The organism is Chryseobacterium carnipullorum (assembly GCF_003815695.1).
In the GTDB taxonomy this organism is placed as follows: Bacteria; Bacteroidota; Bacteroidia; order Flavobacteriales; family Weeksellaceae; genus Chryseobacterium; species Chryseobacterium carnipullorum.
Map to the genome: position 1 here is coordinate 275167 of NZ_CP033920.1, position 21162 is coordinate 296328.

Annotated in this window: 19 protein-coding genes and 4 tRNA genes; 5 read left to right on the plus strand and 18 right to left on the minus strand. The window is 36.9% G+C overall.

Annotated features, from left to right (window positions below; genetic code table 11):
• Positions 1-40: 40 nt before the first annotated feature.
• The gene (locus tag EG346_RS01275; protein ID WP_123876735.1) at positions 41-472 is read left to right on the plus strand and encodes an META domain-containing protein; all 432 of its coding nucleotides are present in this window, start codon (positions 41-43) and stop codon (positions 470-472) included.
• 80 nt (positions 473-552) lie between these two features.
• On the opposite strand, the gene EG346_RS01280 is transcribed toward EG346_RS01275, so the two are convergent.
• The 9 genes from EG346_RS01280 to EG346_RS01320 form a co-directional block, all read right to left on the minus strand.
• Positions 553-807 carry an SWEET family sugar transporter gene (locus EG346_RS01280; protein ID WP_123876736.1) on the minus strand — a complete coding sequence of 85 codons (255 nt, stop codon included), beginning with the start codon at positions 805-807 and terminating at the stop codon, positions 553-555.
• 58 nt (positions 808-865) lie between these two features.
• Positions 866-1900 carry an NAD(P)/FAD-dependent oxidoreductase gene (locus EG346_RS01285; protein WP_123876737.1) on the minus strand — a complete coding sequence of 345 codons (1035 nt, stop codon included), beginning with the start codon at positions 1898-1900 and terminating at the stop codon, positions 866-868.
• Between the two features lie 56 nt (positions 1901-1956).
• The gene (gene porN, locus EG346_RS01290) at positions 1957-2895 is read right to left on the minus strand and encodes a type IX secretion system ring subunit PorN/GldN (protein ID WP_073331627.1); all 939 of its coding nucleotides are present in this window, start codon (positions 2893-2895) and stop codon (positions 1957-1959) included.
• 20 nt (positions 2896-2915) lie between these two features.
• Positions 2916-4508: a type IX secretion system motor protein PorM/GldM gene (gene porM, locus EG346_RS01295; RefSeq protein WP_073331632.1), complete on the minus strand. Its 1593-nt coding sequence runs from the start codon at positions 4506-4508 to the stop codon at positions 2916-2918.
• A 54-nt stretch (positions 4509-4562) separates the two neighbouring features.
• The gene (gene porL, locus EG346_RS01300) at positions 4563-5255 is read right to left on the minus strand and encodes a type IX secretion system motor protein PorL/GldL (RefSeq protein WP_073331635.1); all 693 of its coding nucleotides are present in this window, start codon (positions 5253-5255) and stop codon (positions 4563-4565) included.
• Between the two features lie 59 nt (positions 5256-5314).
• Positions 5315-6736 (minus strand): T9SS ring complex lipoprotein PorK/GldK, encoded by a 1422-nt coding sequence (porK, locus tag EG346_RS01305; RefSeq protein ID WP_073331638.1) that lies wholly within the window; start codon positions 6734-6736, stop codon positions 5315-5317.
• Positions 6737-6844: 108 nt separating this feature from the next.
• Positions 6845-8698 carry a glutamine--fructose-6-phosphate transaminase (isomerizing) gene (gene glmS, locus EG346_RS01310; protein WP_123876738.1) on the minus strand — a complete coding sequence of 618 codons (1854 nt, stop codon included), beginning with the start codon at positions 8696-8698 and terminating at the stop codon, positions 6845-6847.
• A gap of 21 nt (positions 8699-8719) precedes the next feature.
• Complete coding sequence (locus EG346_RS01315) at positions 8720-10330, minus strand: DUF4270 family protein (protein WP_123876739.1); 1611 nt, start codon at positions 10328-10330, stop codon at positions 8720-8722.
• A gap of 11 nt (positions 10331-10341) precedes the next feature.
• Positions 10342-11112, minus strand: a complete 771-nt coding sequence (locus EG346_RS01320; protein WP_073331647.1) for a glycogen/starch synthase — start codon at positions 11110-11112, stop codon at positions 10342-10344.
• A 171-nt stretch (positions 11113-11283) separates the two neighbouring features.
• On the opposite strand from EG346_RS01320, the gene panC reads away from it, so the two are divergent.
• Complete coding sequence (gene panC, locus EG346_RS01325; protein WP_123876740.1) at positions 11284-12132, plus strand: pantoate--beta-alanine ligase; 849 nt, start codon at positions 11284-11286, stop codon at positions 12130-12132.
• 194 nt (positions 12133-12326) lie between these two features.
• On the opposite strand, the gene EG346_RS01330 is transcribed toward panC, so the two are convergent.
• The 4 genes from EG346_RS01330 to EG346_RS01345 all read right to left on the minus strand — a co-directional run bounded on the left by EG346_RS01330 (position 12327) and on the right by EG346_RS01345 (position 12926).
• Positions 12327-12399: transfer RNA gene (locus EG346_RS01330), tRNA-Lys, on the minus strand.
• Between the two features lie 206 nt (positions 12400-12605).
• Positions 12606-12678 (minus strand) — tRNA-Lys (locus EG346_RS01335).
• A gap of 55 nt (positions 12679-12733) precedes the next feature.
• Positions 12734-12816 (minus strand) — tRNA-Leu (locus EG346_RS01340).
• A 37-nt stretch (positions 12817-12853) separates the two neighbouring features.
• Positions 12854-12926, minus strand: a tRNA-Lys gene (locus tag EG346_RS01345).
• A 114-nt stretch (positions 12927-13040) separates the two neighbouring features.
• Between EG346_RS01345 and EG346_RS01350 the strand changes: the two genes are divergently transcribed.
• Positions 13041-13556, plus strand: a complete 516-nt coding sequence (locus EG346_RS01350; protein WP_073331653.1) for a shikimate kinase — start codon at positions 13041-13043, stop codon at positions 13554-13556.
• Positions 13557-13570: 14 nt separating this feature from the next.
• On the opposite strand, the gene EG346_RS01355 is transcribed toward EG346_RS01350, so the two are convergent.
• Positions 13571-14008 carry an Hsp15 family ribosome-associated heat shock protein gene (locus EG346_RS01355; RefSeq protein WP_123876741.1) on the minus strand — a complete coding sequence of 146 codons (438 nt, stop codon included), beginning with the start codon at positions 14006-14008 and terminating at the stop codon, positions 13571-13573.
• A gap of 55 nt (positions 14009-14063) precedes the next feature.
• Between EG346_RS01355 and EG346_RS01360 the strand changes: the two genes are divergently transcribed.
• Positions 14064-14810 (plus strand): hypothetical protein, encoded by a 747-nt coding sequence (locus EG346_RS01360; protein WP_073331660.1) that lies wholly within the window; start codon positions 14064-14066, stop codon positions 14808-14810.
• Between the two features lie 68 nt (positions 14811-14878).
• On the opposite strand, the gene EG346_RS01365 is transcribed toward EG346_RS01360, so the two are convergent.
• The 3 genes from EG346_RS01365 to EG346_RS01375 form a co-directional block, all read right to left on the minus strand.
• Positions 14879-16396 carry an FMN-binding glutamate synthase family protein gene (locus EG346_RS01365; RefSeq protein WP_123876742.1) on the minus strand — a complete coding sequence of 506 codons (1518 nt, stop codon included), beginning with the start codon at positions 16394-16396 and terminating at the stop codon, positions 14879-14881.
• A gap of 52 nt (positions 16397-16448) precedes the next feature.
• The gene (mtaB, locus tag EG346_RS01370; RefSeq protein WP_123876743.1) at positions 16449-17795 is read right to left on the minus strand and encodes a tRNA (N(6)-L-threonylcarbamoyladenosine(37)-C(2))-methylthiotransferase MtaB; all 1347 of its coding nucleotides are present in this window, start codon (positions 17793-17795) and stop codon (positions 16449-16451) included.
• Between the two features lie 70 nt (positions 17796-17865).
• Positions 17866-18453 (minus strand): DUF1572 domain-containing protein, encoded by a 588-nt coding sequence (locus tag EG346_RS01375; RefSeq protein ID WP_123876744.1) that lies wholly within the window; start codon positions 18451-18453, stop codon positions 17866-17868.
• Between the two features lie 81 nt (positions 18454-18534).
• Here EG346_RS01375 and EG346_RS01380 point away from each other — a divergent pair, with 81 nt between their 5' ends.
• The gene (locus EG346_RS01380; RefSeq protein ID WP_164466296.1) at positions 18535-18870 is read left to right on the plus strand and encodes a nuclear transport factor 2 family protein; all 336 of its coding nucleotides are present in this window, start codon (positions 18535-18537) and stop codon (positions 18868-18870) included.
• An 81-nt stretch (positions 18871-18951) separates the two neighbouring features.
• Here the strand turns inward: EG346_RS01380 and EG346_RS01385 are convergent, their stop codons facing one another.
• Entirely contained in the window at positions 18952-21060 is a 2109-nt protein-coding gene (locus EG346_RS01385; protein WP_123876746.1) for an FIDD domain-containing protein, read from the minus strand.
• Between the last annotated feature and the right edge of the window lie 102 nt (positions 21061-21162).

Sequence of the window (21162 nt, forward strand, 5' to 3'; positions counted from 1 at the left end):
AAGAGTCAAAACACCACATCAATCTGAAAAATCAATAATTATGAAAAACTTATACTACTATTTATCCGCTCTTTTTTTTCTGGTATTTCTTACCGCATGTACAACTCCTCCTGTGCAAAAGACAGCTGATATTATGGGCAAAACATGGAAGCTTACGGAACTTAACGGACAGCCTATCCAACTAAAAAACAAAAAAAACAATCCTTATTTCAAGCTTAATACAGAAGGCATGAGATATGAAGGTAATGCAGGCTGCAACGGGGTTGGAGGTACTTTTGAGATCAAGCCTGATATCATGAGAATCAAGTTCAATCAGGGAATGTCTACCATGATGGCCTGTGAAGATCTTGAAACTGAACAGCTATTTACAAAAGTTCTGCTTGCTGCAGATAATTATTCGGTAAACGGTAATACGCTGACATTAAACAAAGCAAGAATGGCTCCTTTGGCTAAATTTGTTCTTCAGCCTTAATTATTCAATGTAAAATTTCACCATATTAAAAGACGCTTCACCAATGGTAAAAGCGTCTTTTTTACTTATTGAATTCCATCTTATTTCTTATAGATTATATAACAGATCAAAAGACTTATATTAACTAAAACGGCAAATGCATTGGACAAAATTATGGGCAGTTCATCTTTCATAAAACCATACCAAACCCAAAGTGAAAGTCCTGATATAAGAACAAGCAGCATAACCAGAGAAATATCATCCACATTCTTATCTTTGATTACCTTGATCAATTGAGGGATCATTGAAACAGAGGTTAAAACACCAGCTATTATACCCAAAATATTTTCATTCATAGTTTAAATTCTCGTCTGAAGATATGAATTTCTGCGTTATTCTTTAATGATCCTGACATTATTTAAATCGGTCGGAGGAAACTTCATCATGCAATGGAGTCCCTTCTTCAATGAACTGGTACAGACTTCTTGAAAAGTAGCATCCATTTAAAATTCCTCTTGCTCCAAGACCATTGAAAACATAAAGGTTTTTGAATGATTCATGTCTTCCAATGATAGGTCTACGGTCTTTTACTGTGGGTCTGAAACCAAAATTGACTTCTTTTACTTCAAAATCATGAGGATAAATTTCGGACAATCCATTGACAAGTTGTGCTACTGCTGATTCATCGATTTGATGATGAAGCTGTTCTCTGTCATACGTTCCGCCATAGAAATGGAGTCCGTTATCTGTAGGAAACAGGAAATGTTTCTTTTTAATGGTAATATCCTTCGGAATGGCTTCAGAAAGCTTTACTTTTATATGGTGTCCTTTATTGGGAATAACCGCAATATCTGAAAAGAAAGGATTTTCTTTCACTCCCATCCCTTCACAGAAAATGATATTTTTAAAACCGATATCTTTATAGGAACCTCCGGGAGCGTCTAATTTTTCGTAATTAAATTTTTCTTTTACTAAAAGTTCTTTTTTTTCTAAAAAATCTAATAGATCACTGAAAAACGCGCTTACTTTCAGCCTGGCAGACTGATTGACCTTTCCGGTGTTAAAGTTGTTTTTTACTACCTCTAAATGATCGAAATTTTCATCGAGGAAGCTGGAAAGCTCTTCAGTTTTGGATTTCTTTACCCATAAATTTTGTTCATTCCCGTCATGAAAAATTCTGTGGATCGGCGAATCGATAAGATAATTTTTTCCGGTGTAGGATTCTATTTCAGATAAGGTGTCTTTAAGGAAGTTGATTTGTTCCTGTGCTTTCCAGAAAGTGGTAAATTTTTTAAGGACCACAGGATTGATAATTCCCGCTGAAACCTGGGAAGCACTTTTCTTTCCTTCTGAAAACAGGACAAAAGATTTGTTATGTTTAAGGAGCTGATGTGCGAAAAATAGCGCCGCATATCCATCTCCAACGATGATATAGTCTGTATGTTTCATAATAAAAAAAACCTGAGTAAAAGTACTCAGGTTTTGTATAAATATCAAGTGAAATTTTAGTAATTCCACATATCATTTTCCATGTTAAGGATCTGATTTTTGATTCTTTCGCTTTCAGCTAGTTGATCGTCAGCATCTTTAGGGATATAATCTTTGATTGTACCGTCTCCTAAACCGCCTGATGATTTATAAATAACTGAAGAGAATCTTCTTGCATTGATGATATCATCGAAAGACAGGTCTGCAGAAGAATTTTTCCTGTTGTAAACAAAATTGTTTGCCAACACGTCTCTTGCATTCGGATAGAAAATCCAGAACAAGTCGATAAGCTCGTCATTACTGGCAATCGGCTTACCATCTGGTCCAATAACTCCCTGTACAGCAGGATCTGGTCCCATTGCTGCAATACCCAGAGGTCTGTATTTCATCTGTCCGTCTCTCTTATCGATAAACCACATCCCCATAATTTTAAGAACTTTTACTTTATCAGTAGTGGTCTTGAAAACGTCGGTATATTCTTTTTTCTCCTGATCTGTTAATTGTCTACCAGAGTTAAGGATATCAATCGCAGCATCATTGATAATTACTTTTTCCAATCTCTTTTGGATTCCTTCCGGTGTCAATTTTACCGTAAAGTTTTCGTCATCATATACCTGCTCTATTTTTCCGCTTAACGCAGCATCCAATAATAACTGATACAGAGATCTTGTAGGCGTTGCAAGAAGTCCATCCGGATTGTCATAATAGAAAGGCTGGTTGATCTTGTCATTCATATCGATGATCTCCCAAACAAACATACTCTTAAAGATATCTTTATCTTCTACAAAACCATATTCAAGAGGCTTTACTGTTTTATCAATAATAGTATCACCAACTTTTTGTTTGTTTTCCTCTCTCATCTGTCTGAACTCTTCCGGAGAAGTTGCGTTCAGAATAGTTTGGGATAAAGCAAATCCCGAAACTAATACTAAAAGGGTGCTAATATATTTTTTCATAATAAATTACAATTTTAGTCCTATGGAATATTAATGATTATAGGAGTAATGTTTTTAATTACCTGACCGTCAAGACCCTGAGCAGTAACTTTGATATCAAAGATAGAAACTACATCTCCGGATCTAAGATTTTTCACCAATCCAGCGGCATCATTTAATGAACTTCCATGAACTAGTAGTGCTGCTCTTCCTGGTACTCTTACCATAAACTGAGTTACAGTAAACGAAACCGGGAAGTCAAAATCAGGTATCGCAGCCTGTACTGTCTGATTCTGGATAGATGTTGCCGGCATCGACACCATACTTTGTCCTCTGATCTGACCTTGTGGCGGCGGTACATTCTTAATTCTATATTCAAATACCTGAGATACAGATTTTCCGTAAGGATCTATTCCTGATAATGTAAGTTTAACCGTATTTCCTGAAGTAGGTTTCACGCTCCACTTACCACCACCCAGGCTCTTCACAGAAGCTCCAGGAGCAGATAATGAAAGTTTAGAATTATCAGCACCTAAGATTGATCCTGAAACAGGGTTCTCAAGTCCTCTATACATTACATTCATCTTATCCGCAGAAAGTAACAATCCTTTTTCAAGTTTTACTTCTCTTGGTCCTGCAATGACGTTATAGGTATGCGTCCATGGGAAACTTTGAGGTTTTCCTGAAGCATCCGTTAAAGTAATTGTTCCTCCAAGTTTATGTTCTCCGATACCTGAACCTGAAATAGAGATAATCCCTTTTCCATTTTCAACTCTTCCTACACCAGAAATACCAATTTTGTTGCTTGTAGAGTAAGTACCCAACATTACTTTTACTTCAGCCTGTTTTCCTGCCTGGATATCTACCGGACCAGAAACGATAGGCTCGTAACTTGAGAATTTGATATTTGCATCCACTTTCTCCTGAAGTAACAATGCCAATGCATCAGATTGTACGTTTCTCGCATCATTTTGAATGATCTCAAGATTTGAGATCGCCGCGATTAACGGCTGATGGTAGAATTTATTCTGGAACCAAGTCTTGTCGTTCGGAGATTTTCCCTTCGGATATTCCGCGATCAAAGACTTATTAGCTCTGTCTACTAAATCTTTTAACTGAGGATTATTACCAAAAGTGGCATTGATATAATTTCTTACATCGTCAATTTTAGCTTTTAAGTCTAATGCTCCTTTAGAAGGTGTATTTTCTTCTCCTTCTTTAAAGAAATACTCAGTAGTCGCTTCATTATTGTTAAGCGCTGCAAAATTCTCGCTTACATCAATATCTTTCCCAGTTTTAGGATCTTTATCATGAAAATCCGACTGTTTTTTAAGGTTATCTTTGATACCCTGAGCAGAAGCTACCAAAACATCAATTTTACCTTTTAAAACTTTATACTGTCCCCAAGGCTGCGCATAGGTATCTGGAACCTGCTGTGCTTTAGCCTCAAGCGTTTTTTCGAAAATTTTCTCGTTTTTATTCTCTGTTAATGTTCTTGTTTCATTCAATGCTCTGGTAGAGTCGTAGTATGATCTGATGATTTCTGCATCAATGTTTAGGGCCATCATAGCGATGAACACCAGATACATTAGGTTGATCATCTTCTGACGAGGTGTCTGTTTTCCTTGTGCCATTCTCTTTTCTTTTAGTTTTTGATTAAGTAGTTAAATTTAGAAATGGTAAGGAAATTAAGACTTCATAGCAGTAAGCATACCACCATAAACTCTATTTAAGCTGTTAAGATTAGTTGTTAAACCTTGTAACTCTTGATTGAATTTTTCAGACTGCTCTGCAGACTTCTGCATATCTGCTACATATTTGTTAGCAAATTCAGATTGTCTTTTACCGCTTTCAAGCTGCATTGCATATAAAGCATTCATACTTTCCATATGCTGAGCTGCTTTGTTAAGCTGGTCATTATATTTGTGAGTAGAAGCTGATACGTCCACTGTTTGGTTGATCTGATCAACAGAGTTAGAAAACTTGTCGATACCAGTTCTTAGTCTGTCAAACAACTGAACATCCAGTTTTGCATCCTGAAGCATTTTGTCTAATTTATTTGAAAGAGAATTTTCTAATTCTGCAAACTGCTGTGCACTGTTTTTAGATGACACATTAGAATGTAAAGGGTTTGGGTGTGCATGTTTATCTAATAATTCAGGATAAACATTCTCCCATGCATAAGATTCTTCTGATTTTGGAGGGTCAAATGCGAAAATGATAAAGATAATAGCCTCCGTAATAAGTCCCACAGTAAGAGCGATATTACCATTAATAGGTCCCAAGGTAATGTGAGTAATTTTAAGCCAAGCTCCAAGAATTACAATTGCAGCACCGAATGAATAAAAGAAATTCATCCAAGCATCTTTAGTCTTAAACATATTAAGTTAGTTTTTTTAATGTTAAATAAAATTGTTATTGAAAATAATTGTCTGGTTAATTATCTGTTAACTCTTCTTGGTTTAACAGCTGCTTCAGGAATATCCTGTACAGTTCTGAATCCGATATAGCTTCTTGCAGAATCTTTTCTTTCCCAATCTCTAGCACCAGTCATAAGTGCATATCCTATATCTTTCCAAGAACCACCTCTTACTGATCTCTTTGTATCCTTTTTATCTTTAGTAGAAGGATTTAACGTAGATGAGAATCCATAAGAAGAGTTGTTATACGCAGATTCTGTCCATTCAGAAACGTTTCCAGCCATATCAAATAACCCAAATCCATTTTTCTTAAATTTCTTTACTGGAGCTGTATATGTATAAGTACCTTTTTTCTCGTCTTCCATGTAATTACCTCTCTTCGGTTTGAAGTTGGCTAAGTAGCAACCTCTGTCATCCATTAAATATGGACCACCCCAAGGGTAAGTAGCATTTTGCATTCCGCCTTTTGCTGCATATTCCCACTCAATTTCTGTAGGTAAACGGAATATTAATGGTCTTTGTTTTTTTCTTTTTAAGCTTTCGTTGTAGTCTGTTTTCAGTTTAGATCTGAAGTTACAGTAAGCTCTTGCCTGATCCCACGTTACCCCTACTACAGGATAATCTTTGTAGGCTTTGTGCCAGAAATACTGTTCGAACAACGGCTCGTTGTAAGTAAAGTGGAAATCATTTACCCATACCGTAGTATCAGGATAGATGGCAATGCTTGAACTCTTAAGGTAATTAGCACCTCTTTCGTTGTCAGCTAATGCGGCATCCATATCTCCCCACTGATAGTTGTATTTTAATTTACTAACGTCTAAAATTCTTTCGTTTCCGATTCTAGAAGAAGCAGGCAGATACATAGATTCCAGAACTTCCGCATATTCTACATCAGGATACTTTCCAGTACTCCAATGTAAAGGGATTTTCCAGTCTAATTTTTTAGTTGCATCATAGGCTCCGTCTTCTCTTCCTCCCTGGCCTTCCAAATATTCCTGATAAGGTGTTAAGTTTTCTTCTTTTTTAGCAAGGTATGCATAATCACCGATGCTTGCTCCTTTACGTCCACCTTCTTCACCGCCTTCCCCAGCGGCTTCAGCTAATAGAGTTCTCGCAATGGAATCTCTTACATAATTGATAAATACCCTGTACTCAGCGTTGGTAGTTTCAGCTTCATCCATGAAGAAAGAAGAGACCGTAACCGTTTTCAATGATGCTTTTTCAGGAGTATTTGTTGGGTCCTGATCTGCCAGACCAGCAACAAATGAACCCGCTGGAATAGCCACCATTCCGAATGGTCTTTCCGCAACAAATGATTTCGTTTTTTCTCTTGGTATCAATTCTCCTTTCGTTCCAGGCTTCCCTACAGAAGAACTGCCACCACCTGAACAAGATACTGATGCTACCGACGCAGACAATAATAAAAGAAATATCCTTTTCATGTTAATTTTTATAATTAAGCCGTAAATATATAATTTTTTTAAGAAACTTTTAAGATTTTTTTTGAAATAACGGAAGAAATCTAAATTTATTTTATTTACAACTACTTTTTACTCTACAGTTACGGATTTTGCAAGGTTTCTTGGCTGATCTACATTCGCTCCTCGGTATACAGCAATGTAGTAAGCCAATAATTGCAAAGGTACAGAGGCAACAATTGGAGAGAAGCATTCTGAAGTCTCAGGAATTTCAATAACATAATCTGCCATTGCACTTACCTGCTTATCTCCTTTATTAACGACTGCAATAACCTTCCCTTTTCTTGCCTTAATTTCCTGAACATTACTCACAATTTTATCATAGTGTCCTTTCTTAGGAGCAATGATAACGATCGGCATATTTTCATCAATAAGGGCAATAGGTCCGTGCTTCATTTCTGCTGCCGGATATCCTTCTGCGTGAATATAAGAGATCTCCTTTAGTTTTAATGCACCTTCCAAGGCTGCAGGATAATTGTATCCTCTTCCTAAATAAAGGAAATTAGTGGTGTTTATAAAGTCTTTTGCAATATTTTGAGTCAACTCGTGAGTCGTACTTAAGACTTCTTCGATCTTTTTAGGAAGTGCATCCAACTCAGCAATTAAGCTCATGAATTCAGCATTCCCTAAGTTACCGTTGTGCTTTCCTAATTTAAATGCAATTAAAGTAAGAATGGTAAGTTGAGCAGTAAATGCCTTGGTAGAAGCTACTCCTATCTCTGGACCAGCGTGTGTATATGAACCTGCATCTGTAATTCTTGCAATAGAGGAATCTACTACATTACATATACCATATATAAATGCTCCTCTTTCTTTTGCTAATTTCAACGCAGCCATAGTATCTGCTGTCTCTCCGGATTGGGAGATAGCAATAACAACGTCTTTATCGGTAATAATTGGATTTCTGTATCTGAATTCTGATGCATATTCTACCTCTACAGGTATTCTTGCATATTCTTCAATAAGGTATTCTCCGATAAGGCCTGCATGCCATGAAGTACCACAGGCAATAATAATGATTCTGTTGGCATTCTTGAATCTTTCTAAATGATCCCAGATCCCTGCCATTTTTATAATCCCCTCATCCAGAAGAAGTCTTCCTCTCATAGTGTCATGTATAGACTTAGGCTGTTCAAAGATTTCTTTAAGCATAAAATGCTCATACCCACCTTTTTCAATCTGTTCTAAGCTTAATTTAAGCTCTTGGATCTCAGGCTCAATCTTAGAATTTTCATTAATAGTTCTGATGTCTACTCCATTTTCTAATGATATAGTAGCCATGTGTCCCTCTTCAAGATAGATTGCCTCTTTTGTAAATTCCACAAAAGGAGAGGCATCAGAAGCAATAAAGTACTCTTTATCACCGATTCCTATAGCCAGCGGAGAACCTAATCTCGCAACAACCAATACTCCTGGATAATCTTCATGAAGTACTGTAATAGCATAAGCTCCATATACTTCGTTCAAAGCATATCTTACTGCTGTAGGGAAATCTGTGTCGGATTTTAAATCCATAAAATACTGAATAAGGTTCACCAGTACTTCTGTATCTGTTTCGGACTTAAATGTAAATCCTTTTTCCGTAAGCATTGTTTTAATAGTATCATAGTTCTCGATAATACCATTATGTACCACTGCTATTTTTCCGTTATTTGATAGATGTGGGTGTGAATTTCGGTCACTTGGAACCCCGTGTGTAGCCCATCTGGTATGTCCCATTCCTATTTTGGCTGTTCCTTTCAATTGTTCTGAAATACTAACCAAATCATCCACCTTGCCTTTTGTTTTTTCTACTTCAAATTTATTATTTGAACCTTCCAAAACAATTCCTGCACTGTCATACCCTCTATATTCTAATCTTCTAAGACCGTTGATCACAATATCATACGCATCCTGAAACCCTGTATATCCTACAATTCCGCACATATTTTTTCTAGTGTTTTTTTATTATTTTTTTGTACCGTAAGTAACTTTTAACTGAATTCTGTTGCCATTATTTTTATCCGATCCAACAAAAACCGCTCTTTCTGTTGCGAATGATCTTGAGGTGAATTTATATCCACCATAAGCACCTGCTGTAGTGAGCACAAAATCTCCCATATTAATAAGCAAAATATTATTATCTTTCCCCCCTTCCACAATATCTTTTACTGTTTTTGTAACAATGAAATCATAATAGGATGGATTCTTATCCAGGTCATATGATCTCATCAGACCGAAACCAGCGGTAAGATCTGAAGTAAAACCTGTTGGTTCAAGTAATCCCGTTTTTTCATTTTTTGCCAAAGGAACAAGATTGAAATTATCTGCTTTCCTTTTATAATTATTACTCCATGTTGAAGCATCTGTAAAGATTCTGATACTAGCACTCATGATAGCTGCCTTATCATTATTATATAATGTTTTAAGCTTGTTAATCGTTTCGTCAGGAATTTTCACACGTACAGAAGGTCCTCCCATTCCCTGTAAATAAAGTTTATCATCCCCGTCAGTCGTGTTGATAGACTGCCTGGCCGTTGCCCATGCAGAGTTTGTTCTGTCATATTCATACTGTCCTATACGTGCATTACCGACACCTCCTGTAAGAAGTAATTTGAAGGTAGACTGTGGTCTTGTGATTGTACCATTGTCATTTTTCTCATTGGTATAATACATGATCAGCTCCATTGTTTCTGTAGGAATCTGTAAAAGATAACCATCTGTATCAGTTACAGACAACTTTATCCCTTTGAAATATCTTGTAAAGTTTGCCGCATCCATAAGCTCAGGCTTTCCACTTTTATCAAGAATTTTTGTTTGGAAAAAATCTTTATTCAAGCGGATTCTAAGTCCAGCATCTGAGGTAAACAAAGCAGAATTATCCGACTTTTTGGTAATTGTCTTAGAAGTTACATTCCCATCAAATACAGCAGATCCTAATGATTCTCCGGTATTCACAACCACGTTCGAATACTTAAAAGCATCCGTATTACTATCTAAGAATGTGGTGATTTCATCTACATTAATATGCATTAAAGTATGCGAGCCACCGGGACCTAACTTTGTCTTACCATATTTATTAACGAAATTAGTAGGGTACGACTTTATTTCTGTGGAAACAGGTACCGTTTCAGTTCCCACCAATAAGCTTTCGTCTTTAAGAGGACGGGTAACTACTGAATCAGCAACAGAATTGGGCCTCAATACTAAAACTACAGAATCCACTTTTGGAGTCGTTCCGAAGTTAAAATTATCAGTGCTCATTCTTAACTGGGTAAGATAGGATGCTTTCTGCATACCGAACTGTCCCTCAGAAAAAGCTCCAAGAACAGCATAGGACTGAGATATCCCTGAGGTATTAATCATATTAACAAGTCTCCCAGCATCACTTCTGATCGAATCATTATTATTAACATTATAAGCAATAAGAGGATAAGAAGTTACATTACCTTCGGCAGCACCATCTACAAAAAGCTGTTCACCCAGCGAATCTGCTTCCGGTTCGCAATTATAAAGAAGGGCACTCCCAAAAACCGCCACAAAAAGTATGGCTAAAGTTCTTTTAACAGTATGAGTCATTAAAAATGTGTTTAATAAAGTTGGTTTATAGAATCTACGTCAACGTATTCTGACTTCGGAGTAGTTGTTTCATTGAACCCTTTGTCAAGATCCTCATCCAGAAACTCATCTCCTTTTACGACCATGTCAACGTAATTCATACTTTCAATAACAAAATTTTTGATTGTCGGATTATCTAACGCTTTTAATCCTGAAATATTATCGAATGTCAATTTTTCAGCAATATTCTTGTCAAGATCAGCATCTTTCTCATTGTACAGGGAAAGAACGATTTTGGCATCTTTGAAATACGTATCAGATTCGTAATATGTTTTAAGGTAAATTGGAACAAAAGAAGACATCCATCCGTTCAAGTGGATGACATCCGGAACCCAGTTTAGTTTTTTGATGGTTTCGATAACCCCTCTTGCAAAGAAAATGGCTCTTTCGTCATTGTCATCAAAAGGATTTCCTTCATCATCTACATAGTACTGCTTTCTTTTGAAGTATTCTTCGTTGTCGATAAAGTAAACCTGAAGCCTTTCCCCAGGAAGAGATGCTACTTTAATGATTAACGGCTGATCCAGGTCGTTGATAATAATGTTCATTCCCGAAAGACGGATCACCTCATGAAGTTGGAATTTTCTTTCACTTATTTGTCCAAATCTTGGCATAAAAACTCTTACATCATTGCCTTCATTGTGCATCTTAAGTGCCATTTTGTTTACCACTGCAGCCATATTAGTGTCTTCCTGATATGGATACATCTCTGTAGTAATGTACAGTATTTTTTGATTCGGCATAAATTTCTATCTATATTTTTGTAAAAATGCTTTAATGTGCAAAATTACAAAAAAACATCCAACATTATTTTAATTAACATTATTTTACGATAATTCCTATTTCCAAATTACTAAAAACACATATAATTATGTGATATTTTTAGTATTTTTGAATTAGTATTAAAATAAACTATGGAAGTTATAAAGAATAAGAAACCCCTTCAGGATTTCATTGAAAGACAGAAAGAAATGGGTAAAAAGATAGGCTTTGCTCCTACTATGGGAGCCCTTCATCAGGGCCATCTTTCCCTGTATGAAGAAGCCAGAAAAGATAATGACCTGGTCATTTCTTCAATTTTTGTAAATCCGACTCAATTCAACAATCCTGAAGACCTTGAAAAGTACCCCAGAGATATCAACAGAGACATTCTTATCCTGAAAAATTCAGGCTTGGTTGACGCTGTTTACATCCCAGAAGTCGCTGATATCTATCCTGAAAAAACAGAAAGTCAGCATTATGATTTCGATGGACTGGAAAATGAAATGGAAGGAAAATCAAGGCCGGGACATTTTGATGGTGTAGGAACTGTAGTGGAAGAGCTTTTCAGACAAATCCAGCCGGACAATGCTTATTTTGGTGAAAAAGATTTCCAGCAACTTGCCATTATCAAAAAAATGGTTGAAAAGAAGCACCTTCCTGTAAAAATCACCGGTGTTTCCATTTACAGGGCTGAAAATGGACTGGCCTTAAGCTCCAGAAACCAAAGACTTCACGAAGACCGAAAAGAGGCATCAAAAGTTATTTATCATACTTTAAACAAAGTAAATGACTGGTTCAGGACAGTTACTATTCCTGAAATAAAAGAAAGAGTGACCGATATTTTTGATCATGAGCACGGAATGAAATTGGAATATTTCCTGATCGCTGATGAAAACACCCTGAAAGAAACCGATTTCTTTTACAAAGACAAAAGCTACAGAGCATTCATCGTAGTGATAGTAGATGGGGTAAGACTTATTGACAACCTTCATCTGGACTAATTATTAAACAGGCGTTCAACAAAAATGTCTCTGTAAACTTCATATAAAAACAAAAAAACTCTGATTACACTATCAGAGTTTCTTTATTTCATGCGTCATTTATATAAAAAAAATCAAAGGTCTCTTGAGGAAACCTTTGATACACCAAATCACAAAATATTAATATGAAAAAAATTTACTTTTCAGTAAACTTGTGACCCGGCTGGGATTCGAACCCAGGACCCATACATTAAAAGTGTATTGCTCTACCAGCTGAGCTACCGAGTCGGTCACTTGCGAACGACTTTATTTGTACAATAGATGTCGTTTTTAAGAGGTGCAAAGATATGACTTTTTTTTATCCCTGCAATATTTTTTATTAAAAAATTTAAAGTGTTTATTTTTTAAAAAAATCAAAGGTCTCTTGCGGAGACCTTTGAAACACCAAATCACAAAATATTAATATGAAAAAAATTTACTTTTCAGTAAACTTGTGACCCGGCTGGGATTCGAACCCAGGACCCATACATTAAAAGTGTATTGCTCTACCAGCTGAGCTACCGAGTCGGCCACAATTAAAAATGAAATCAATTCATTAATAATTATTCAATTTTCTTTGCAGTGCCTGCGACTGGACTCGAACCAGCACATCCTTAGGAAACCACCCCCTCAAGATGGCGTGTCTACCAATTCCACCACGCAGGCTATAAAATTACAAAAATCTAGTAATCTTTTTCGCTTGTGACCCGGCTGGGATTCGAACCCAGGACCCATACATTAAAAGTGTATTGCTCTACCAGCTGAGCTACCGAGTCGGTCACTTTGTCAACGATTTGCATTTGAATAATGTCCCTCGTTTTCAGTGGTGCAAAGATATAAGTTTTTTCTTTATCTCAAAACTTTTTTGCAAATTTGTTTAAAAAAAATTCATGGTTATTTCACTGATCGGATACATGGGATCTGGCAAATCTCACATTTCCAAAATATTAAGCGACAAAATAAATTTCAGGCTAATTGACCTCGATAAAGAGATTTCTAGACGAAATAAATTAACCATTCCTGAGATTTTCGAAAAAAAGGGAGAAATTCACTTTAGAAAGCTGGAAAGAGAGGCATTGGAAGAAATACTTGCTTCGGAAGAAAATACGGTTTTAAGCCTTGGTGGAGGCACTCCTGTTTATTACAATAATATGGAGATCATCAATCACGGTTCAAAAAGCATATTTTTAAAAGCTTCTGTAGGCACTTTATACGAAAGGATATCAAAACAGAAAGAAAAAAGACCGTTGATTGCCAATATTTCTGATGAAAATCTTCCTGAGTTTATAGCCAAACATTTATTTGAAAGAAATGCATTTTACAGCAAAGCCCAGTTCAGCGTCAATACCGATGCCAGAGATCCTGAAGATATTGTCAAAGAAATAATAGAAAAGCTCTATCTCTAGAGCTTTTTTTAGTTTTAATCTTCATTTTCAGTAATGTCTGCCGTTTCGCCAAAGAAATCATCCCAGTCTGTAAAGTCTGAAGCAATATCATTTCCTACATATTCATCCATATCTCTTCTGTCTCTTTTGGTAGGTCTGCCTTCTCCTTTAATTCTGTAATAATCCTGTGACATTTTGCGGAGTTTTAATAATTCATACTGCTCCTTATCTGTCACATCCTGTATATGGAGGGAAACCAACTTCGCTCCCAATCTGCTTTTTGGAATCTGGATCACTTTTATTTTATAGTCGATCTGATTTTTCCGAATCTTGATTACATCCCCTTCTTTAACCTCCTTAGACGACTTTACGGCAGAGTTTCCTATTGACACTCTGTTCTTTTTAATTTCCTCTGTTGCAACACTTCTCGTCTTATAAAAACGAATGCACCATAAAAATTTATCTATTCTCATAATTTTTTATACTTTTGCCGTTATATTATTTGTAAAGTAATTAAAGTTTTTTGAAATGAAAAAAATATTTTTATATATCCTTGCGGGGTCTCTATCTTTTACTGCGTGTAAAAAAGATGATGAAGTTGAAACTTATAAAGAACCGGAAGACATTACCGTTCAAAACAACTATGACGATCAGGCCATTAAGAAGTTTATGGACGAAAATTATCTGGATGCCCAAGGGAATATAAAAGCTTTCAGCACAACGGATGCCAGTGATGATAATGAAAAAAAATTATCAAGCCTTCCGTATGAAACGCTTCCTTCCGGAACCATCTATATTATGAGAGACGGAGCACAGCCTCCTGCAATTGATGAGAAAACCATTAATCCAAAAGATATCCTTACGGTGATGATGAGAGCTACGGCTCATTTAGCAGCTAATACTGACGGCAACGTTTCTTTTATTTCAACTTTAGCAATCAACAACACTATTAATGGTAATGGGCTTCCACTAGTGGATCCTATGTATTATTATGTAAAACAATCTGTATTAGCCGCTGCAACTACAGATGCTGCCAAGCAACCAAGCTATTACGAAATTGAAGGCTTCCAGGAAGCTATAAGAAAATTCAAGGCTTTTAATAATCTTCCAAATGGAAACCCCTATAATCTTCAAGGTGTTATTTTAGTACCATCAAGAGCAGCTTTCGCAAGAGATCCTCATTTCCCTTACAATACATCTTATTCTCTTAGAAATTGTTCTTTTGTATTTAATTTTCAGGTATATGGAAGAGCAGACCGACCTGTCGGACAATAGTTTCATACCATTATAAAAAATATACAACCGCCTTCATCTGAAGGCGGTTGTATATTTTTTACCCTTTACTAATACTTTGCTTTCTGCTTTACATTGCCTAAAATATCCGGAAAATAAAGATCTGCCAGATGATCAAACTCGTCACCTCTCATGAACATAGTCGCATCAACTTCTTCATAAGAGCTTCTTCCCGCGGCGGCAATCAGTTCATTGCAGGTATGGAGTGTATTTTTGTGGAAATGGTATACTCTTTCGCTTTTATCAGTAACATCCAGTCCTTTGACCAGCATTTTGTCCTGAGTAGCAACTCCTGTAGGGCAATTGTTATTGTTGCATCTTAAAGCCTGAATACATCCTAGTGAGAACATAAATCCTCTCGCGTTATTACACATATCCGCTCCCATTGCTATGGCTCTAAGAATATCCAAGCTTGTCAGTACTTTTCCGCTGGCAATAACCCTTAATTTGCTTCTTAAATTATAATTATTAAGCGTTCTGTTCACAAAAATAAGAGCAGGTTCCAAAGGCATTCCTACTCCATCCGAAAATTCCGGTGGTGCTGCTCCAGTTCCTCCTTCTGCTCCGTCTATCGTAATGAAATCCGGAAAGATTTTCATCACATTCATCTGTACACAAATATCTTCAAATTCTTTGGTATCGCCTATACAAAGCTTAAAACCTACAGGCTTACCACCTGAAAGTTCTCTAAGCTGCTGTACAAATCTAAGCAATCCTGATGCATCAGAAAATGAACTGTGAGATGGTGGTGAGATCACCGTCATACCTGGAGTGACGTGACGGATTTTTGCAATCTCCGGTGTATTTTTCACCCCTGGAAGAACACCTCCATGTCCTGGCTTTGCTCCCTGAGACAGCTTAATTTCGATCATCTTTACATTTGGAAGGGTAGCGTACTTTTCAAAAAGTTCCGGATTAAATTTCCCTTCTTCATTACGGCACCCGAAATATCCGGTTCCTATCTGCCAGCACAGATCTCCTCCTTCCATATGATAGGGAGAAATACCTCCTTCCCCTGTGTTATGGTAGAAATTTCCTTTTTTAGCCCCTCTGTTTAATGAAATCTGTGCCCTATCGCTCAATGCTCCAAAACTCATTGCTGAAATATTGAATAAAGAAGCATGATAAGGCTGCGTACACTGCTCTCCTCCTACCCATACTCTTGGAAGTTCTTCTACAGGTGATTTTGCATAAATGGAATGCTTAATCCCTTCATATTTTCTATGATTTACTTCTAACTGTGTTCCAAAAGCGACTGTATCACTTAAGTTTTTAGCACGTCTGTATACTGCGGAACGCTGGTTTCTGGGAAATGGTTTTCCATCGGTCTCCCTTTCGATGAAATACTGCTGCATTTCGGGTGAAATACTTTCGAAAAAGTACCTGAAGTATCCCAATACAGGGAAGTTCCTCAAAATAGCGTGTTTCGACTGGTAAGCATTGTAAACACCCAATGCATAGATTGCGGATAACAGGATGGGTATCCAGTAATGCGCTCTGATCAGTAATGCGACGATCCATGTAGCAGTTACTAATACAATTCCCCAAGATAAAAACTTATCTCTCATGAATGTAGTTATTTAAAGTTAAAATAAATTTAGTAGAAATTTTGCAAAGAGACTATGCTTTTGCTAAAAAAGTTTCGAATGATGACTGCACAGAAACCGTGCCATCTGACAGGATTTTTTCTAAATTTAGAAATTCAATCTGATTAACGAATGCGGGATCAAAATCTTTCTGGACTCTCACATAGTTTTCCGTGAAGCCATACATTTTGCCGTCTTTATTTTCATGCTCCCAAAGTACAGGAAGCGTTTTCCCAAGCTGGGTCTGGTAAAATGCCATTTTCTTCTTTTCAGAAAGTATTCTCAGCATTTTATTTCGTTTTTTTCTTTCCGGGATAGGAACAACACCATCCATATCGGCAGCTTCTGTATTTTCTCTTTCAGAATAGGTAAATACATGAAGGTAGGTGATGGGAAGTGCATTCAGGAAATTATAAGTCTCCATGAATTTTTCTTCTGTTTCACCGGGAAACCCTACGATAACATCTACGCCAATAGCGGCATCAGGCATTACTTCGCGGATTTTATTGACTCTGTCATTATAAAGTTTCGTAAGGTAACGGCGCTTCATTTTTTTCAACAGATCATCGCATCCCGACTGTAGCGGAATGTGAAAATGGGGAACAAAGCTTTTGCTTTTGGAAACGAGATCAATACTTTCGTCTTTCAAAAGATTGGGTTCAATGGAAGAAATACGTATTCTTTCAATGCCATCCACCTGATCAAGCTCTGAAATTAAATCCAGGAAAGTATGTTCGTGTCTTTTATTTCCGAATTCTCCTTTACCATAATCACCGATATTAACGCCTGTAAGAACAATTTCTTTGATGTCTCTTCCGGCAATTTCTCTGGCATTTTTAAGAACGTTTTCAATGGTATCTGAACGGGAAATACCTCTCGCCAATGGAATGGTACAGTAGGTACATTTATAGTCACATCCGTCCTGTACTTTCAGGAACGCTCTTGTTCTGTCTCCTATTGAATAACTTCCGATAAAGAAATCGGTTTCCTCAATTTCGCATGAATGAACAATCCCTTCATTTTCAGTCTTTTCCAGGTCATCCAGGTAGCTTAAGATATTGAATTTTTCTTTAGCTCCCAGAACAAGGTCTACCCCATCAATCTGTGAAATTTCTTCAGGCTTCAGCTGTGCGTAACATCCTACAATAACCACCAGCCCTTCAGGATTAGCCTTCATTGCTCTCTTCACGTGAAGTTTACACTCACGGTCAGCGTTTTCAGTGACTGAACAGGTATTGATTACATAAACGTCTGCTTTATCATCAAAACTTACTTTATCATAACCTGCATCTGTTAATTGACGGGCAATAGTAGATGTTTCCGCAAAATTTAATTTGCAGCCAAGTGTATGAAATGCGGCAGTTCCGTGAAAAGTAGACATTTTATTACTCCTGAATTTTCTGGGGGCAAAGATAGTAATTTTAATAAGAATTCTAAATCGATTCAGTCTATTATTTATATTCATCCCTTATTTCAGGGCTGTTTTGAAAGCATACCGGCGATGAATTGGAATCTACATCTTCATTAGGAAACCTCTGTTTCATTTCATTATTAAATTCCTGAGACTTATTTCTTTCAATGGAAAGTGTTTTCCAGTCATCATTCTTCATCATTTTCGCAATATAAACGATCTGTCCTATATGATAAGGATAATGGGCCAGCTGACGGCAGACTGCATCAATAACTGAATGTGCTTCGCCTCTCAAATAAACCGTATGGTACAGATTCTCATCATTAATCTGATCAAGACCTTCGAAAAGACATTTCCAGCCTGTTTCCCAATACTCGATAACTTCCTGTTTTGTTTTGAAGGTGTTGACAAATTCATCGTCACGATTCCTCCAGGGCTTTTCACCATCTTCGGTAAGAAAATTAGTCCATCTTGAAAGCATATTTCCGGCGATATGCTTCACAAGAATAGCAATCGAATTACTTTCATCATTATACTGCCAGAAGATTTGTTCATCAGAAAGTTGTCCGAATGATTTATCTCCGAGAGATTTATAGTACTTAAAGCGTTTTATAAAAAGATCTTTCATAATATTTAAATAAAAACCAAGTTAGCATTTTTCCCGTATATAAAGACAAACTCTCCTATGTTGTGTAAGATAAATGCTTTTATGAAAGATCTTAATTCGTTAAATATTGAACATCTTGAAAAATGGTTTACCGATGAAAGTACGATCTGGATTCCACCTTCAAAAGAAATTTCCGGTAAGAACAGAATTTTAGCTTTGTTCAGAGCAATATTCAGACGGTATGATGCTATTGAATGGCGGGTTTTTGAAATTTTCCCTCTAGGTGATCAAAAGTATTTTTATCAGACTACATCTTATGGAACGATGATTAATAAAGGGGTTTATGAAAATAACATCTGTACGGTAGTTCATTTTTCTGAGGAGGGAAAAATTATTTATCTTTCTGATTATTTTAAAGATACAAAAGTTTTTAACTAGCGAATCCGCCTTTGATTACCATTCAAAACAAAACCACTTCTTTCGAAATGGTTTTATCTCAATAGTTTATTATTAAAAAGCTTAATCTCTGTTTTTGACTACAATCCAGCCTGAATATTTGATGGGCGTACTCATTTTGTCATTTTCATTCCAGCCTACAGAATACCAGTAGTTCCCTGTAGGTACTTTTACTCCATTTTTGCTCGTTCCATCCCATTTATAGCCGGTAGATTTATCTACCTGGAAGATCATATTTCCGTAACGGTCGTAAATATTCATCACTAAGTTTTTCTTACTGGCCAGTGCAGAATAATCAATAACGTCATTATAACCGTCACCGTTTGGTGTGATAACGTTCACAAGATTAGGAACCACTATGCTAATATCTATAGGATCACAATCATAAGAATCTTTGACAAATACAGTAGCATCTCCTCTCTTGACATTATTAAATACGTTGGAGTCCTGCCAGTTTACATTATCCATAGAGTATTTGTAAGCTGGAGTACCCCCTATCACAAATACCGTAACGGTCGTGCTTGAAATTTCGATACTTGAAACGACAGGTTGTTCGGAAGGATAGACTTTTACATTTTGTACGACGGTACAATCGCCTGTTTTAAGCTTTACCCAGTAAGTCCCCACGCCTACATTGGTAATGGTCTGGGTAGTTGCTCCTGTACTCCATTCGTAGCTATTGAAACCCGGGCCAGCGTCCAGCGTCGTTTTATCTTCTACGCAAATCGTTTTATCCTTAAGAATGTTTGAATAAACCGGTGGAATAACGACTAAAGTAATTTTAGCGATATTAAAACAGCCTTGCGCATTGGAAACCCTAACATAAACAACTCCGCTAGGTGCAATGTATGCTGCAGTGGTTAAAATTTCATTGGTCTGATTCGCAGCATCCGTTGCTGAAGGATAATATTTTTTCACCGTACCATTCTGTGAGGTTACGATGGCTCCTGCAAGATTGAAAGATGCTGTAGACGGACTACTCTCAATAGAACATGATCTTACTGTAGCATCATTTACGATGACTACAGGATGGAATTTCAACATGATCTGCGCTACAGAAGTACATCCGAATGACGAGGTCACTTTCACATAAATTGTTGCTTCCGCAGAAGTAAACGCTGACGGATTGGTAATTTCATTAATTCCTGCATTGAGATCAGAAAGCGTATTGTAATATTTCTTAGTCGCAGTAGGATCTCCAATGACATCTGCTGTAGTCAGATCATAAATTGCTGTTCCTGCATTATTATTGTTGCACTGTGTAAGTGTTGCATTCTTTGCTGTGATTTTACCATCTTTAAATTTAAAGGTTCCGATCTGCTTGCATTGATTGAGCGGACTGTTTGGATTAGCCGGATCTGTATAGCCAATGCTGTAATAATAAATTGAAGTAGTATTGACAGTCGTAGGAACAGTGATGGCATTACTTCCCGTTAATGCATCATTCTGACTGGTATGATAGCTGACATTAAAATTAGGATTTCCGTTTAGAATCCCTGCAGATAAAGTAGAAAAATCGAATACCGCAGGATTAACACAAATGATCACTTCTCTTGGATCCGCCGGATTAGCAGCTGGAACTCCGGGAGGATTAAATGGATGTGGCTGTGTAGCAGGATCCGTAAACGGAGAGGCCAATGTTGCAGTTCCACCCCATGTTAAAGAAAATGGAGCGGTCGTACTGCTGGTGCTGCTGACCCAATTATCAATAAATAAATAATAAGTTTGTCCCGGCAGAACATCCATATACTTGCAATAAGGGGTCAGTGACCCTCCAAGTGCATTGGTAATCGTACTGGTCATATTTAATCCTGTAGATGGCCCTACTCCAATAACTGTTGCAGCATTACAACGTACAGGTGATCCCAAACTTCCACAGGTAACATTGGGACCAAAAATCGCCCAGTCATAGTCGGCATCCGGATTATTCGGAACCAGATCAAAGGTAAGAGTTCCTCCTGTGGCAATAGTAATTTTGTACCAAATTGAATTGTGCTCACCGGTTGCATCGATACAACTTCCGGAATTTACCAATTCACGGATGTCACCGTATCCCGTAGGACTGTAAGTAATATTCGAGTTTCCACAGACGGCAAGAGCGGTCGCACAATCTGCCTGGGCAAAGAAAATCTGGGATATGCCGAAAAAAATAAGTAGTAAAAGTTTTTTCATAGATATCTAGTTTTTGTTGAATATAATGTGAAAAACATATAATTTGTATTGATTTACAACAGATACATCAAATATACCTATATTTTAATCACAAACAATGGA

Excerpts from the sequence above, each read along its gene's own strand:
- EG346_RS01275 (WP_123876735.1), top strand. The coding sequence starts at position 41 with ATGAAAAACTTATACTACTATTTATCCGCTCTTTTTTTTCTGGTATTT.
- EG346_RS01280 (WP_123876736.1), bottom strand. The coding sequence starts at position 807 with ATGAATGAAAATATTTTGGGTATAATAGCTGGTGTTTTAACCTCTGTT.
- EG346_RS01285 (WP_123876737.1), bottom strand. The coding sequence starts at position 1,900 with ATGAAACATACAGACTATATCATCGTTGGAGATGGATATGCGGCGCTA.
- porN (WP_073331627.1), bottom strand. The coding sequence starts at position 2,895 with ATGAAAAAATATATTAGCACCCTTTTAGTATTAGTTTCGGGATTTGCT.
- porM (WP_073331632.1), bottom strand. The coding sequence starts at position 4,508 with ATGGCACAAGGAAAACAGACACCTCGTCAGAAGATGATCAACCTAATG.
- porL (WP_073331635.1), bottom strand. The coding sequence starts at position 5,255 with ATGTTTAAGACTAAAGATGCTTGGATGAATTTCTTTTATTCATTCGGT.
- porK (WP_073331638.1), bottom strand. The coding sequence starts at position 6,736 with ATGAAAAGGATATTTCTTTTATTATTGTCTGCGTCGGTAGCATCAGTA.
- glmS (WP_123876738.1), bottom strand. The coding sequence starts at position 8,698 with ATGTGCGGAATTGTAGGATATACAGGGTTTCAGGATGCGTATGATATT.
- EG346_RS01315 (WP_123876739.1), bottom strand. The coding sequence starts at position 10,330 with ATGACTCATACTGTTAAAAGAACTTTAGCCATACTTTTTGTGGCGGTT.
- EG346_RS01320 (WP_073331647.1), bottom strand. The coding sequence starts at position 11,112 with ATGCCGAATCAAAAAATACTGTACATTACTACAGAGATGTATCCATAT.
- panC (WP_123876740.1), top strand. The coding sequence starts at position 11,284 with ATGGAAGTTATAAAGAATAAGAAACCCCTTCAGGATTTCATTGAAAGA.
- EG346_RS01350 (WP_073331653.1), top strand. The coding sequence starts at position 13,041 with ATGGTTATTTCACTGATCGGATACATGGGATCTGGCAAATCTCACATT.
- EG346_RS01355 (WP_123876741.1), bottom strand. The coding sequence starts at position 14,008 with ATGAGAATAGATAAATTTTTATGGTGCATTCGTTTTTATAAGACGAGA.
- EG346_RS01360 (WP_073331660.1), top strand. The coding sequence starts at position 14,064 with ATGAAAAAAATATTTTTATATATCCTTGCGGGGTCTCTATCTTTTACT.
- EG346_RS01365 (WP_123876742.1), bottom strand. The coding sequence starts at position 16,396 with ATGAGAGATAAGTTTTTATCTTGGGGAATTGTATTAGTAACTGCTACA.
- mtaB (WP_123876743.1), bottom strand. The coding sequence starts at position 17,795 with ATGTCTACTTTTCACGGAACTGCCGCATTTCATACACTTGGCTGCAAA.
- EG346_RS01375 (WP_123876744.1), bottom strand. The coding sequence starts at position 18,453 with ATGAAAGATCTTTTTATAAAACGCTTTAAGTACTATAAATCTCTCGGA.
- EG346_RS01380 (WP_164466296.1), top strand. The coding sequence starts at position 18,535 with ATGAAAGATCTTAATTCGTTAAATATTGAACATCTTGAAAAATGGTTT.
- EG346_RS01385 (WP_123876746.1), bottom strand. The coding sequence starts at position 21,060 with ATGAAAAAACTTTTACTACTTATTTTTTTCGGCATATCCCAGATTTTC.